Here is a 13,971-nt window from a genome sequence, read left to right as displayed (position 1 = left end):
AGCCGACCGGAAATGTTCTCGCTTCGTGACCTACCCAACGGCGTGGGGTCTATGCCGTCCCGGCCGTGTCGGGTAGAGAACCTCCCGGTCGGAAGGGTGAAAAAAATCGCGCCCAGCTCCTGGGGAGCCGGGCGCGCAGGTCCGAACGGAGTCCGGGTCAGCGGGCGATGGCCGCCACCACGTCCGCGTGCAGGGCGTCGGCGCGGGCGATCACCTCGTCGATCTGGGTGAGGACCGGCGCGAACTCGGGTTCGGAACCGGTGCCCAGGGAAGCGACGTTGATGGCGATATTGAGCTGCGAGCTGGCGGCGGCGGCGCGGGCGCAGTCGGCGGCCGCGCCGATGTCGGTGACCACGTTGGGGTTGCCGATGGGGAGGAGTTCGGTTGCGAGGGAGACGATTTCGTCGGCCTCGGCGACCACGGCGGCCGGGACGCGGGCGGCGCCGAGCAGGGCGGCGGTGATCGCCTCGGTGCGCGCGGTCTGCTCGGCCTCGGTCTCCTTGGGGAGCTTGTAGGCGTTGCCGACGGCAGTGAAGGCGGTGGCGTCGGCATCGGCCAGCGCCAGCGCGCGCTCGCGGGCGGCATCGGCGGCCCCGATGATGCGGTCGATGACCTCGCGATTGTCGGCATCCTTGGCGCGGGTGGTGTAGCGCGCGACCATGGCGACCAGCGCCGCACCCTGGGCCGCGTGCAGCGCGGCGACCGCGCCGCCGCCGGGCGCCGGGACCTTGGCGGCCAGCTCATCCAGGTAGCCCTGCAAGGTCGAGTCACCGAAGGTGGTGATGGCCTGCGCGGTGTCCTGAGTCATGAGGGGTGGCCTCCCTTGGGATAGCGTGCGATTCGAGCGATTTCGCCGCCCACGCTACCGGTTGGCCGACCCGCCGCCCGCCACCGGGCCGCCCGGTCCCGCCGGCCCGGTGCGGCCGGACCTGCTGCGGGGGCACCCGGCGGAACGGTGCGAAGGGGGCGACCCGGACGCTGTCGAATCGCCAATAGTGGGTAAGGTCCCGATCATGCGTATCGGGCTATCGATCAACTACACCGACGGCTTCAAAGAGGTGGCCGCCGAGGTCGCCGACCTCGAACGGGCCGGACTCGACATCGTCTTCGTGCCGGAGGCGTACTCGTTCGACGCGGTGAGCGCGCTCGGCTATCTGGCGGCCAAGACCGAACGGGTGCAGCTGGCCTCGGGCATCATGCAGCTCTACACCCGTACGCCCACCCTCACCGCCATGACCGCCGCGGGCCTGGACTACGTCTCCGACGGCCGGTTCATCCTGGGTCTGGGCGCTTCCGGCCCGCAGGTGATCGAGGGCTTCCACGGCGTGCAGTACGACGCGCCCATCGGCCGCACCCGCGAGGTGCTGGAGATCTGCCGCAAGGTGTGGAAGCGCGAACGCCTGGAGTACAACGGCAAGTACTACACGATCCCGCTGCCCGAGGGGCAGGGCACGGGACTGGGCAAGCCGCTCAAGCTGATCAATCATCCGGTGCGCGAAGACATTCCGGTGCTGCTGGCCGCGCTCGGCCCGAAGAACGTCGAGCTCGCCGCCGAACTGGCCGAGGGCTGGCAGCCGATCTTCTACCTGCCCGAGAAGGCCGACCTGGTGTGGGGCGATGCGGTGAAAGCCGGTCTGGCCAAGCGTGATCCGGCGCGCGGCAAGCTCGAGATCTACGCCGGGCCGGCACTGGCCATCGGCGACAATGTGGAACCGCTGCGCGAATTCGTCAAGCCGCACCTGGCGCTGTACATCGGCGGCATGGGCGCCAAGGGCAAGAACTTCTATCACACCCTCGCCACCAAGTACGGCTACGGCGCCGAAGCCGACCGCATCCAGGAGCTGTACCTGGCCGGTAAGAAGGACGAGGCCGCCAAGGCGGTGCCGGACGAGCTGGTGCGCGACACCTGCCTGATCGGTTCGGCGGGCTTCGTGAAGGAGCGTGTCGCCGCGTTCGCCGAAGCCGGTGTGACGGTGCTGAACGTGGTTCCGCTGGCGGGCACCCCCGCCGAGCGCGTCAAGCTCATCGAGCAGCTGCGCGACCTGGTCTGATCGCTACCCGAACGGTCCCGGTCCCGGCGCACGAAATGCGCTGGGACCGGGACCGTTTCGGTTGTTCACGGCCGGGCGAGTGCCCGGTACCCCTCAGTTCTGCTGCCCGCTCAGCGAGGTCAGCGCCTCGCCCAGGGTGGTGTGCAGCGCGAAGACCTGATCGAGACTGGTCATCTTGAGTTGCCGGCTGGTGGCGGGCCCGTCGGCCACCACCGCGATCCGGGTGGCCCCGGCGCGCTGATGCGCCGCCACCAGTACCGCCATCCCCGCCGAGGCGAGGAAGCCGACCTCGGACAGGTCGATGACGAGTCCGCGTGGTTTGCTGCCCAGAATCGATTCGATCGCGTTCTCCAGCGCCGGCGCGGTGGCCAGATCGACCTCACCGGTCACGGTGAGCACCTGTACGCCTTCGTCGCCGGCGTCGGAGACCGCAGTGGTCATTGTGTCGCCCATGGGGTATCCGTCTCCGGTTGCGTTCGTCACGTTAGAACAATCTGCCATGATCCGTCCGTTCGTGCTGCATCCTCTACCACTTTACGGTCGACGAGAAACTGGGCGGTTGCGCGAAAAACCCGGTTACCGCGCAGTTTCCGTAACGAACACGCTGGCATTGTCTCTTTTGTGCCTTCGTGTCGTCACATGCGTCCGGCGGAGAAGGCCACCGCCGGGAGCTTCACGAGCATGCGGACCCGCGTGCCCGGTCCGGTGTGGTCGATATCCAATTGGTCGGTGAGCGCGCGCATCATCGCGATACCGCGCCCCCGGTGCCCCGGATCGGCCGGTAGCGGACGCCAGGTGCCGGAATCGGTGACGACCAGCGTGACGGTGTCGATCCCCGATTCGGCGGTGAGCTCCACCCGGCCGCCGGGCACGCCGTCCAAGTAGGCGTGCTCGATGCTGTTGCTGACCGCCTCGTTGGCGGCGGCGATCAGATCGGTGGAGACATCGTTGGGGATGGCCGCGGCGGCCAGCCAGGACTTGAGCGCCCTACGGATCCCGGACAATTCGGCGGCGGTGGCGGGCAGGTCCAGATGCAGGGGCGCCGGCGGCTGCCGGTACACCACCATGGCGACGTCGTCGTCGTAGCCGCCGGTGGGGCGCAGTCGCGACAGTACGGCGTCGGCGACCTCGCGCGGCAGCAACCCGGCGGCATCGGTCAATTCGTGCGCCAGCTCGGTGAACCGGTCGTCGATATCCACCCCGCGCTGTTCCACCAGACCGTCGGTGAACAGCACCAGCGTGGAGCCCGGCGCCAGGGCGGTGGTCGCCTCGGGCCGGCGCTGCGGATCGAAGGTGGCCAGGGGGACCGCGCGACCGCCTTCGAGAAGCCTTCCGCGCGTACCGGGTTCGGCCAGGATGGGCGGCATGTGCCCGGCGCTGGAGTACCGCACCAGACCGCGCACCGGATCCAGGATCGCCGCGCACACCGTGGTGCACATGGCGCCCGGAATGCGCCCCGCCACCGTGTCGAGCTCGGCGAGCAGCTGGGCGGGTCCCGCGCCGCGCAACAGCAGAGCCCGTGCGGCGGTACGCAATTGACCCATCACCACGGCCGCGGAGAGACCACGGCCCACGCAATCGCCTACCACCACGCCGATGGTGCCGTCCTCGAGCCGCACCACGTCGTACCAGTCGCCGCCGATCTCCAACGGCGGCAGCGCCGGTTCGTAATGCACCGAGAACCGCGGCGGCAATTCGATGGGCCCGAGCATGGCCCGCTGCAAGGTGAGCGAGGTGGAGCGCGCCTGATCGAAGTTGCGTGCTCGCTGCACCGCCAGGCTCAGATGCCCGATCAGCAGCGAGAACAACGCCCAATCCCCGGGCGTGATCACCCGTGGCACCGGAAACCGCAGCCACAGCGCCGAATCCGCCATCTCGCCCAGCGGCGCCACGATCCCCTCGGAGCTCGATGCCCCCTCCGGAATCGCGAACAAGGTGCGCCCCGGCCGCAACCGCGCCCGATCCAGCAGGGCTCGCGCCCGCGCATCCAGCACCTGCCGGGACTCCCGGCCGTCCGCTTCGGCAGTGTGCCGCACTCCGTTCGAGGCGCCACCGTGCGTGAGATGCCGGGTGTGACCCGCGTCGGATCGGACGGCGTTGCGCGGTGCGAACTCGGCGGCGCCCGGCGGAACGTCTTCGGAGACATACAGTTCCGGGCCGGTATTGCGATTGGGCCAGACCGAGACGACGGCCGATTCGGCGCCGACCGCGCGGCGCAGTTCCTCCAGGCCGACGGTGAGCACCTCGACCACGCTGGTGGCCGCGCCCACCGCGGTGGCGAGGCGGGAGACGGCCTGATCGCGGGCTTGGGCGTCGTGTTCGGCGGTGACATCGCGCAGGGTGCCGACGAAGATGCGTTCGCCGTTCTCCGGTTTCACCAAAGAGCTGGTGCTGACCGCGAGCCATAGATGGCGGCCGTCGCGATGCCGGATGGGCATGACGAAGCGGGCGGCATCGGTGCCGAGATCGGGGTAGCGGGGGGACTCGGGAATCGTCCAGGGGTGGGGGAGCGGGTAGGGCACATCGTCGGGGCCGTACCCGGTGAGCGCGCCGAACGCCGAGTTGACCTCGATCAGCGTGCCCTGCGCGTCGACCACGAAGAAGCCGTCTTGCAGCGACTCCACCAGGGCGGTGCGGAAGGCGTCGCGCCCGGCGAGATCGTCCGCGCGCGAACGCTCCTGCTCGTAGCGGCGGGTGCCGTCCAGGAACCCACGCGTGGCCACGTCCAGCGCCGCCATCGTCTGCAACAGGAACTCCAGCGCCGCTTCCGACCGTTCGGTCGACACCGGTCCGGGCAGCAACCCCTCCTGCTCCAGAATCCGGAAGTGATGCTCGGTCAGGTCGAGAATGCTCACCCCCTCGACCAGCGCCCGCCGCCCGAGCTCGTACCCCTCGGCCAGAGTGGTGTGATTCGGCGCCCGCAGGTGCAAACGCAGCGCACTCGTGTACGCCTCGCGGAACGCCGCCAGCACCGTGCTCATGTGCGGCTCTTCGTCCCGGTGTGCCCACGATGCCGCGCGGCCAGTACCAGCGCGTCGTCGGTGTCCTTGGCGTGGCGCGCCAGAATCCCGGCGGTCAGCTCGGAAGTCGGCTTGGCCAAATCGATTCCGTCCGCGTAATCGGTGGTGATGCCGTCGGTGGACATGAGCAGCAGGTCGCCCGGGCGCACCGCCACCGTCTGGGGTTGCAGGTTCGGCGGCAGCAGATAACCCACGATGCCACCCGTCAGCAGAGCCGTGGCGCGCACCGCGGGTTTACCGGGAGCCGCTGCCACGATGCGGGATTCGACATTCCCGACGCCCAGCCAGGTCACCTTGTCGCTGGTGTCGAAGACCGCCAGCGAGACCGCCGCGCCGCGGGTGTCCGCCATGGCGCGATGGCACAGCAGCATCAGCACATCCAACGGCTCGGCCCGGTTCTCCGAAAGCACCTGCGCCGCACGGTCGGAGGCGTCGGCGGCGGCCGCCCCGTGCCCGAGGCCGTCCAATACCGCGAACAGCACCGAGCCGCCGCCGGCATCGAGCACCACGGACCGGTCGCCGGAGACCCGCTGCCCGGGTAGTGCGCGTCCCGCGACAGCCCATTCGATCGCGCCGATGAACCCGTCCTCACGCACCGCTGGGCACCCACTTCCACATTTCGACGAGGGTGCCCTGGCCCGGATCGGATTTGATGAGCATGCCGTCCATCAGGCGGCGCGCGCCCGGAAGACCAAGGCCAAGACCACGTCCGGTGGAGTAGCCGTCCTCCATCGCACGATCGATATCGCTGATGCCCGGCCCCTGATCGGCGGCCTGGACCACCATGGAGCGCCGGCCCTCCCGGTCCTGCACGGTGAGCCGGATCTCGCCGGTCCCGGCGTAACTGGTGATGTTGCGCGCCACCTCCGAGATGGCGGTGGCGATCATGGTGCGATCGGAGAGCGAGAAGCCGAGCCTACTGGCCAGCTCCAGCCCCGCCTGCCGAGCGGTGACGATGTCATTGGACACCTTTACCGCGATCACCACGTTTTCAGCGGCCACGATCACGACCGTCTTGTTGTGAGGAGCGGTTGCTCATCTGCTGTTGCGAGCGGCTGGTCTGCTGCTGGGGCCGCGCGCTCACCGGCTGAGAACGACTGGCCACCTTGGTGTTCAGCCAGGCGAGCCCTTCCTCGAGGTCGAGCGCGGTGTGCATGCCCTCGAAGGTGAGGCCCAATTGCACCATCGCGAAGGCGACTTCGGGTTGCAGCCCGACGATGACCGTTTCCGCACCGCGCAGCTTGGTCATGTGGGCGATGGTACGCAGCGATCTGGCCGCGAAGGAGTCCATTACGTCGATTGCGGTGACATCGACGATGATGCCCTGTGCGCGATACTTGCTGACGTACTTCATCAAGTCGTCCTGCAAGCGCTCGGTGTCGGCGTCGGTGAGTGCGCTCTGCACCGACGCGATGAGGTAGGTGCCCTGTTTCAGAATGGGTACCGGCATGGGGGAGCCCCGGCTACCGTCCGTCGCGATCGGTCACGCGAGAAACCTCGTAACCGAGCAGCCGCTCCGCTTCTTCGATACCACCCTGAAGGTCACCGACGGCGTTCATCTTGGACAGGTCCAGGCCGATGGTCACCAGGGTGAGCGCGATCTCGGAGGAGAGGCCGGTGATGATGACGTTGGCGCCCATCAGACCGGAGGCGTCCACGGTCTGCACCAGGTGGTTGGCGACCGTGGAGTCGATGGCGGGCACACCGGTGATGTCGATGACGACCACCTTGGCGCGATTGGCGCGGATGGCGCGCAGCAGCTGTTCGGTCAGCTGCCGGGCGCGCTGCGAGTCGAGCACGCCGATGATGGGCAGGATCAGCAGCTGCTCACGCACCTGGAGCACCGGCGTGGAGAGCTCGCGGATGGCTTCCTGCTGTTGCCGGATGACACGTTCGCGTTCCTGCACGAAGGAGACGGCCACGGTGTTGGCGATGCGGTTGGCGGCGGGCTCGTAGGCGTCGAGCACGCGCTTGAGCAATTCGAAGTCCGATTGGTACTTCTCGAACAAACTGCGCGCCAGTACATCTCGTAGCAGGAGCACGATGCCGACGACCTCGTCGGTCTCGACGCCTCGCGGAATGATGCGCTCGGACAGATCACGGGCGTAGGCCTGTAGCGCTTCGACGCTACCGGTCTCGAGTACCTCGACGTAGTTGTCGTAGACCGAGGTGGCTTCGGAGAAGATTTCCTCCGGGGTCATGGCGGTCAACAGCTGGGCATCGGTAATACGACGCGCCCACTCCTCACGCAGTTCGGTGCGGTTCTGCCGCAGGTGCTCGACCAGCTGCGGAAGCAGATTCTCGACAGAACTCGCCGGCAGTGAATCCGGCGAGAGGCCGATGGACACGTCGGACATGAAAATTCCTGCCCCTTTCGCTAAGGCCAGGTCGGATGCTCACAACGGTGGCCGGGGTTGCCGGCCGTACGCTCGGTGCCGACCGCCGTCGGAAGCCGGTGCCGAGCCTAGTCTTACCCAGTACCCGGTGTGTGCCAAACCAAACAGGGAGTATCTCGCTAGGAAGAATGATCGTTTCCGGTCGCCGGTCTTCGGTGATGGGCCAGCAGCGTGTCGTAAATATCGGCCAGCGCAGCCAGCTGACCTCGGTCGAGTACGTCGACCATGTGACGGCGAACACTCTCCACATGCGATGGCGCCGCCCCGTCCAAAACCTGCGCCCCCTTGGCCGTCAGCACCGCCGCGGTCCGCCGCGCATCGTCCGGAATCGACTCCCTGGCAACCAGTCCGCGTTTCTCCATCCGGGTGATCTGATGCGAAAGCCGGCTCTGCGACCACTCCAGCACCCCCGCCAGCTCCGCGAAACTCCGCCGATGATCCGGCGCATCCGCCAACCGGGCCAGCACCGTGTACTCCACATACGTCAAATTGGACTCCCGCAACGAGTCCCGCCCCACCGCCGCGGCAATGAGATCCCGCGTGAACACATACCCCAGCCACGCGCGCATCTCGACATCATCGAGCCAACGGGTCTCGGTCACGATTCCACTCCCGGTCTCTGATGCCATGCTAAAGCCTCCCCGCCGCAGACAAACGCATCCTGACAGGTAACACGCCCCCGGTTGAAGGTGCAACCTGTACCTGTTCGCAAGCAGCGAATCATTCCCGGGCCAGCTCGCGGATCAGGTGCTCGGTCTCCGGGCGGGCCATCGCCTCCGCGGCCAGCCAATCGGCCGCGAAGCGGTAGTGGTCGACATCGCGCGGCGAATCCAGACAGGCCATGCCGTTGTGCCGCTGTACCCAGACGAAGTCGGGTCGGGTCTGCGCCTTGAATCGCACATGGGTGAACGAGCCGCGGGTCAAGGCGGGGCCGCAGCGCTGATTCTGGATGACCTGTACCGGGACGCGCCGCTGCTGAATGAGCTCGAGCAGCCATTCGAGTTGTCGTCGCCACACCCGCCGGCCGCCGATGGGCCGATGCAGCGCGGCTTCTTCGATGACGGTCCACAATCGCGGGCAGTCGTCGCGGTTCAAGATGGTCTGGCTGTACATCCGCTCCCGAACCAGCCGGTCGATCTCCTCGTCGGACCGATCGAAACATGTCATTTCCAGTGCCGCGCAGGCGTATTCGGGTGTCTGTAGTACGTCCGGTATGAGCGTCTGCTCGTACTGGCGGATGAACAGGACCGGTTCGAGCTCGAGCAGCAGATCCAACCGCGGGCTGAAACCGGGCGCATGCTCGTCGAATCGGCGTGCCTGGTTGACCTGCTGCGCGATGTCGAGGAAGGCCGATTGCTCGCTACCGGCGACGCCGTACACGGTGAGCAGCGCGGAAATATCGTCGGTGTGGAAGCGCCGGCAGCGGCCGGCCTCCAGCCGGCTGATCTTCGATGTCGAACAGTGGATCGCTTCCGCGGCCTGTTCCTGGGTGAATCCACGGGTTTCGCGCAGTGTGCGCAGTCGGGTGCCGAGACTGGCTGTCAAACTTGTTGGTTTGCTTACGGTTTGAGTCACGCCGGGTAGGCGGATGGGGTCGAGTGGGCCCTTTTCGGGATGCGACACGAACCGAGTCTGGCATGTGTTTCTGCTCACGATCCAGGGTTTCGTGCTTGCATCTGTAATTGCAATCGGTCCGGTCGGGGGCGTGTGGGCTGCGGTCGGCGGCCGCCTGGAATCCGTCCCTGCTGGATGGCGGCGAGGCGGCGGTCGATAGAGTCACTCTGCTTGAACCGTCGGCTGACAGCCCCCAGCCCTGCTCGAGGAGTGCGATTCGCGTGAGCGCGCCTGATTTCCTGTACTCGGATCTGTTGCCGATCGGTGCCGATGACACCCCGTATCGGTTGCTCACCACCGAAGGCGTGAGCACGTTCGAGGCGGGTGGGCGGAGCTTCCTGCAAGTGGAGCCCGAGGTGCTGCGGATGCTGACCGCGGAGGCGATGCACGACATCAGCCATTACCTGCGGCCGGCGCATCTGGCGCAGCTGCGGAAGATCATCGACGATCCGGAGTCGAGTGGGAACGACCGGTTCGTGGCGCTGGATCTGCTCAAGAACGTGAACATCAGTGCCGGTGGGATTCTGCCCATGTGCCAGGACACCGGTACCGCCATCGTGATGGGTAAGAAGTCCGAGGGTGTGCTCACCGGAGCCGATGACGCGGAGTGGATTTCGCGGGGTGTGTTCGACGCCTACACCAAGTTGAACCTGCGGTACTCGCAGTTGGCGCCGATCACCATGTGGGACGAGAAGAACACCGGGAGCAATCTGCCGGCGCAGGTCGAGTTGTATTCGGACGCGGGGGATCCCACCCATCCGGCGTACAAGTTCCTGTTCATGGCCAAGGGTGGCGGGTCGGCCAACAAGTCGTTCCTGTACCAGGAGACCAAGGCGATCCTGAATCCGGATCGGCTGCTGGAGTTCCTGGACGAGAAGATCCGCTCGCTGGGTACCGCGGCCTGCCCGCCGTATCACCTGGCCGTGGTCATCGGCGGTACGTCCGCCGAATTCGCTTTGAAGACGGCCAAGTACGCCTCCGCGCACTACTTGGACAATATGCCCACCGAGGGTTCGATGGCCGCGCACGGGTTCCGCGATCTGGAGCTCGAGGAGCAGGTGTTCAAGCTGACCCAGGAGTTCGGGATCGGCGCGCAGTTCGGCGGTAAGTACTTCTGCCACGATGTGCGCGTGATCCGCCTGCCCCGGCACGGCGCCTCGCTGCCGGTGGCCATCGCGGTGTCGTGTTCTGCGGACCGCCAGGCGCGCGCCAAGATCACCGCCGAGGGCGTGTTCCTGGAGCAGTTGGAGCGCGAGCCCGCGCAGTACCTGCCCGAGCAGACCGATGAGATCCTCGGCGGCGACGTGGTCCGCATCGACCTGAACCGGCCGATGTCGGAGATCCGCGCCGAACTCTCGAAATACCCGGTGAAGACCCGGCTTTCGCTGAGCGGGCCGCTGGTGGTGGCGCGCGACATCGCGCACGCCAAGATCAAGGAGCGCCTCGACGCCGGCGAGCCGATGCCCGAGTACATGCGCGATATGGCCGTCTACTACGCCGGCCCGGCCAAGACCCCCGACGGTTACGCCTCCGGCTCCTTCGGCCCCACCACCGCCGGCCGCATGGACTCCTATGTCAACGAATTCCAGGCCGCCGGCGGCTCGTTCGTGATGCTCGCCAAGGGCAATCGTTCCGCGCAGGTCACCAAGGCGTGCCAGGAGCACGGCGGCTTCTATCTCGGTTCGATCGGCGGCCCCGCCGCGCGACTGGCGCTGGACTGCATCAAATCCGTCGAGGTTCTCGAATACCCTGAGCTCGGCATGGAAGCGGTCTGGAAGATCGAGGTCGAGGACTTCCCGGCGTTCATCGTCGTCGACGACAAGGGCAACGACTTCTTCGCCGAAACCCAGAAGCCGATCGCGCTGCGCGTGCGCACCCGGTCCAAAGAACGAGTCTGAGTCATTAGAAGGAGCGTCGATGCGGGCGGAAACACCTGATCGCCAGGCGAATACGACCGCATACGAGGCGATTCCGCCCGCCCTGCGATCCCGTGCGGCAGCGCCGCGCGGGATGCGGGCGGCCGCGGTGGCGGTGCTGGCCGCAGCGGGCCTGACCGGCGGCGCGCTGCCCGCCGCCCACGCCGCTCCGGCCAGCGACGCCGGCATAACCGACCAGTTCCCTTCGGCCGCCGCCGTTTCCGCCGACACCGAGGGCCTGGACCCGCTGCTGGCCACCGCCTTCGACCGTGCGGCCGCCGAGGCGGCGGCCCAGGGCGTAACCCTCTCCATAACCTCCGGATACCGGTCGCCCGGTCAGCAACAGGCGTTGTGGGAGGACGGGATTCGCACCTACGGCAGCCCCGACGCGGCCCGCCGCTGGGTGCTCCCGCCCGAGGAATCCACCCACGTCTCCGGCCAGGCCATCGATGTGGGACCGCGCGAAGGCGCGCAATGGCTGGAGGAGAACGGCAACCGCTGGGGCCTGTGCCGCACCTACGACAACGAGTGGTGGCATTTCGAACTCGCCACCGTCCCCGGCGCGGCCTGCCCCGCCCGCCTCCCCGACGCCAGCACCCGCTGACCGCTCGCTCCGCACCCGGATCGGGGCCTTCCGCGACCGTGCGGCTTCCGGTCCGGACCCCTCCGCTTCCGGTCCGGAAAACCAGCCTGCCCCGCTGACCTGTAGCGATGCCATCCCCGGTCGGTGCCCCCCTGCCCTCGGCACCCCGCCCTTCATAGCGTGGACAACGTATCGGGCTGAGACACAAACCCGTTCGACCGTCTCATTGTTTCGAGAGAACCGCTGCACCGCATCGCGGTGTGAGAGCTGGGGTTCCGGCCGGCACGAGGGGGCCGGCCGGCGCCCCGGGAGCGGGTTCTGGATGTGCTGGGGGCATTCAGAACCCGCCACCCAACCGGGACGTGCCCCACCCGCGGAGTCGAGATGTCCGGTATCCGCTGTCGATCGGTCATGTGCCGGCGGGCGGGTGTTCAACTGCCGCCCTTAGTGTTCGAGGGGCGGCCGGACGGCGGAGGGAATTCTCATGGTGGACCCGAGACTTCGAACCATGTGGCTGGCGAATGCGGCGTCGGGGGCCGCCGCGGTGGCGGTGCGGGTGCCGGGGCCGGTGTTCGCGGGGGAGTCCGTCCGGGTGCGGCGGGATGCGGTGGTCGCGTCGGATCTGGAAGTGGTGACGGTAACCGACCGGTCGGTGATTTTGACCTGGACTACGCGGACTCGGAATCGAGCCGGGCGGTTGCGGCCCGTGGCGGCGGATTCCGAGGTGCGGATGGGGCTGGTGGACGGCGCGGTTCGGGTGCGGCACTTCGATGCTCGGCGGACCGCGTTCCATTGGGTCGAGATCGACGGGCTGGAGCCGGGGCGGGAGTATCGATTCGAGGCGTATTCGGATGGGTGCCGGGCGCGGCCGGCGCGCACGCTGGTCACCCGGCGGGCCGGAACCCCGGAATCCACCGGCGTTTTCCGCACCCTGACGCCGCCGCCGGGACGGTTGCTGCGCACCTTCGCGCTCGCCAACGACCTGCACTTCGGCGAGGACAGCAGTGGATTGCTGGTGGCCGGTTTGGTCGAGGGATTGCGGCACGACTCCGCGCGCTATCCGGAGTTCATGTTCCAGGCGGTGCTGGACGAAATGCGCGGCGCGGACCGGGCGGTGGATCACCTGGTGGTGGCGGGTGATCTGACCGACTCCGGCACGCTGGAGCAGAACCTGGCCGTGCGCGCGCGACTCGACGGCTGGGGTGAACACGGCCGCGACTACTTCGTCTGCCGGGGCAATCACGATATGCCGCCCAAAGGCGAGGCCGACCATTTCGGGCAGGTCTTCCACCCGCACCGGCAGCTCGTCGAATACTTCATCGGCGGTATGCGTCTCATCGGCCTCGACACCACGCGATTGCGCGGCTCCGGCGGCACCCTGGACCCCGCGCAGCTGGCCCGCCTGCGTGAGCTGCTGCAAGCCGAACCTGACCGTCCCACGCTCGTTTTCGGGCACCATCCGGTGACCAGGCATGCGGCGGTGAGCAATCCGGGCGGCCCCGGCTTCGTCCTGGACCGCCCGAACGCCGCCGCACTGCACGAGATCTATCGTGCGGCCCCGGGCGTGTTCCTGCACCACAGCGGCCACACCCACCGAAATCGGGTGACCCGTGCCGACTCCCGGGTGGAGGTCGAATTCCTCGAGGTCGCCGCGGTCAAGGAGTACCCCGGCGGCTACACCCTGCTGCGGATCTACGAGGGCGGCTACATGATCAACTTCTACAAAACCCGCTCCGACCCCGCCCGCCGCTGGAGCACCCGCACCCGCAGCCAATACCTCGGCCTGCACCCCGACCACGCCCTCGGCAGCTGCGCCGACCGCAATCACGTTGTGCTACGTGACTTCTCCGGCCTGACCGGTTGCTGACATTTCGGGCGTGTCCACCGGTATGTCCGATGATTGTGCCCCCACACCAGCACCTTTTGTGCATACTTTGTACCCGGTCCGGCCCACGCCGCACCGCCGAACGCTCCACCGGCGCACACATCGCACCCCACGAATAAACGGATGGCACCGGACATCTCGATGTCCCCCCATTCGCCGCTGTGCGGTCGTCACCGGTTCGGCATCCTTGATCTCGGCACATTTCTAGCAACGGAGGCATGGGTGGGCAGGCAGGCCAGGCAGCAACGATCGAGGTTCAGCAGCATGGGCCATCAACGCCCGCCCGTCCGCATCACCCGCCCCGCCCCCCGCGAAACCGTCTACACCACAGCCTGGCTCCTCCTCGACCTCCCCACCGCCGTCCTCCTCGCCGTCTTCGTAGGCACCGGCTGGCTCGGCTACGCCCAGCACTTCGGCAGCCCCGACCAGCCCCGCCCCGCCGTCGTAGTCCCCGCCGACACCGCCGTGAAAGCGCACTAGCCCCGCCCAGGCCGAACCGGGAAACG

The 13,971-nt window shown here is 67.7% G+C and carries 13 protein-coding genes and 1 pseudogene; 5 read left to right on the top strand and 9 right to left on the bottom strand.

All coding sequences use genetic code 11. The annotated features are described in order from the left end of the window. Positions 1 to 157: 157 nt before the first annotated feature. Complete coding sequence (locus NI1_RS18610; RefSeq protein ID WP_067821905.1) at positions 158 to 808, bottom strand: cyclodeaminase/cyclohydrolase family protein; 651 nt, start codon at positions 806 to 808, stop codon at positions 158 to 160. A gap of 205 nt (positions 809 to 1,013) precedes the next feature. Here NI1_RS18610 and NI1_RS18605 point away from each other — a divergent pair, with 205 nt between their 5' ends. After that, positions 1,014 to 2,051: an LLM class F420-dependent oxidoreductase gene (locus NI1_RS18605; RefSeq protein ID WP_067822655.1), complete on the top strand. Its 1,038-nt coding sequence runs from the start codon at positions 1,014 to 1,016 to the stop codon at positions 2,049 to 2,051. Between the two features lie 93 nt (positions 2,052 to 2,144). On the opposite strand, the gene NI1_RS18600 is transcribed toward NI1_RS18605, so the two are convergent. The 8 genes and pseudogenes from NI1_RS18600 to NI1_RS18565 all read right to left on the bottom strand — a co-directional run bounded on the left by NI1_RS18600 (position 2,145) and on the right by NI1_RS18565 (position 9,012). Then, positions 2,145 to 2,492 (bottom strand): STAS domain-containing protein, encoded by a 348-nt coding sequence (locus tag NI1_RS18600; protein WP_067822651.1) that lies wholly within the window; start codon positions 2,490 to 2,492, stop codon positions 2,145 to 2,147. A 194-nt stretch (positions 2,493 to 2,686) separates the two neighbouring features. Beyond that, on the bottom strand, positions 2,687 to 5,032 hold the full coding sequence (locus tag NI1_RS18595) for a SpoIIE family protein phosphatase (protein ID WP_067821903.1): 2,346 nt from the start codon (positions 5,030 to 5,032) through the stop codon (positions 2,687 to 2,689). Beyond that, the gene (locus NI1_RS18590; protein WP_067821901.1) at positions 5,029 to 5,667 is read right to left on the bottom strand and encodes a SpoIIE family protein phosphatase; all 639 of its coding nucleotides are present in this window, start codon (positions 5,665 to 5,667) and stop codon (positions 5,029 to 5,031) included. The genes NI1_RS18595 and NI1_RS18590 overlap by 4 nt, the downstream gene beginning before the upstream one ends. Continuing rightward, positions 5,660 to 6,073: an ATP-binding protein gene (locus NI1_RS18585; protein ID WP_157535184.1), complete on the bottom strand. Its 414-nt coding sequence runs from the start codon at positions 6,071 to 6,073 to the stop codon at positions 5,660 to 5,662. The genes NI1_RS18590 and NI1_RS18585 overlap by 8 nt, the downstream gene beginning before the upstream one ends. Before the next feature lie 79 nt (positions 6,074 to 6,152). Further along, positions 6,153 to 6,521: pseudogene (locus tag NI1_RS18580) on the bottom strand (STAS domain-containing protein); the annotation flags it as partial. 13 nt (positions 6,522 to 6,534) lie between these two features. Further along, complete coding sequence (locus NI1_RS18575) at positions 6,535 to 7,428, bottom strand: STAS domain-containing protein (RefSeq protein ID WP_067709627.1); 894 nt, start codon at positions 7,426 to 7,428, stop codon at positions 6,535 to 6,537. A gap of 158 nt (positions 7,429 to 7,586) precedes the next feature. Further along, entirely contained in the window at positions 7,587 to 8,069 is a 483-nt protein-coding gene (locus NI1_RS18570) for a MarR family winged helix-turn-helix transcriptional regulator (RefSeq protein WP_067821899.1), read from the bottom strand. Positions 8,070 to 8,187: 118 nt separating this feature from the next. Then, positions 8,188 to 9,012, bottom strand: coding sequence for a helix-turn-helix domain-containing protein (locus NI1_RS18565; protein WP_067821896.1), 825 nt, complete (start codon positions 9,010 to 9,012; stop codon positions 8,188 to 8,190). A gap of 290 nt (positions 9,013 to 9,302) precedes the next feature. On the opposite strand from NI1_RS18565, the gene NI1_RS18560 reads away from it, so the two are divergent. The 4 genes from NI1_RS18560 (at position 9,303) to NI1_RS37990 (ending at position 13,945) form a co-directional block, all read left to right on the top strand. Next, entirely contained in the window at positions 9,303 to 10,979 is a 1,677-nt protein-coding gene (locus tag NI1_RS18560; protein WP_169815593.1) for a fumarate hydratase, read from the top strand. 112 nt (positions 10,980 to 11,091) lie between these two features. After that, a complete protein-coding gene (locus tag NI1_RS18555; protein WP_067821893.1) occupies positions 11,092 to 11,601 on the top strand; it encodes a M15 family metallopeptidase in 510 nt (169 codons plus the stop codon). Positions 11,602 to 12,088: 487 nt separating this feature from the next. Continuing rightward, positions 12,089 to 13,447 (top strand): metallophosphoesterase family protein, encoded by a 1,359-nt coding sequence (locus tag NI1_RS18550; RefSeq protein ID WP_245663283.1) that lies wholly within the window; start codon positions 12,089 to 12,091, stop codon positions 13,445 to 13,447. A 282-nt stretch (positions 13,448 to 13,729) separates the two neighbouring features. Continuing rightward, positions 13,730 to 13,945, top strand: coding sequence for a hypothetical protein (locus NI1_RS37990; RefSeq protein ID WP_157535183.1), 216 nt, complete (start codon positions 13,730 to 13,732; stop codon positions 13,943 to 13,945). Positions 13,946 to 13,971 lie beyond the last annotated feature (26 nt).

Origin of the sequence: Nocardia inohanensis NBRC 100128 (assembly GCF_001612945.1) — a bacterium.
In the GTDB taxonomy this organism is placed as follows: Bacteria; Actinomycetota; Actinomycetes; order Mycobacteriales; family Mycobacteriaceae; genus Nocardia; species Nocardia inohanensis.
This window is presented reverse-complemented; position numbering and strand designations above follow the sequence as displayed.

What these genes read in the sequence shown, in the direction of transcription:
- NI1_RS18600 (WP_067822651.1), bottom strand. Translation starts at nt 2,492, where the DNA reads ATGACCACTGCGGTCTCCGACGCCGGCGACGAAGGCGTACAGGTGCTC.
- NI1_RS37990 (WP_157535183.1), top strand. Translation starts at nt 13,730, where the DNA reads ATGGGCCATCAACGCCCGCCCGTCCGCATCACCCGCCCCGCCCCCCGC.
- NI1_RS18595 (WP_067821903.1), bottom strand. Translation starts at nt 5,032, where the DNA reads ATGAGCACGGTGCTGGCGGCGTTCCGCGAGGCGTACACGAGTGCGCTG.
- NI1_RS18575 (WP_067709627.1), bottom strand. Translation starts at nt 7,428, where the DNA reads ATGTCCGACGTGTCCATCGGCCTCTCGCCGGATTCACTGCCGGCGAGT.
- NI1_RS18605 (WP_067822655.1), top strand. Translation starts at nt 1,014, where the DNA reads ATGCGTATCGGGCTATCGATCAACTACACCGACGGCTTCAAAGAGGTG.
- NI1_RS18555 (WP_067821893.1), top strand. Translation starts at nt 11,092, where the DNA reads ATGCGGGCGGCCGCGGTGGCGGTGCTGGCCGCAGCGGGCCTGACCGGC.
- NI1_RS18550 (WP_245663283.1), top strand. Translation starts at nt 12,089, where the DNA reads ATGTGGCTGGCGAATGCGGCGTCGGGGGCCGCCGCGGTGGCGGTGCGG.
- NI1_RS18610 (WP_067821905.1), bottom strand. Translation starts at nt 808, where the DNA reads ATGACTCAGGACACCGCGCAGGCCATCACCACCTTCGGTGACTCGACC.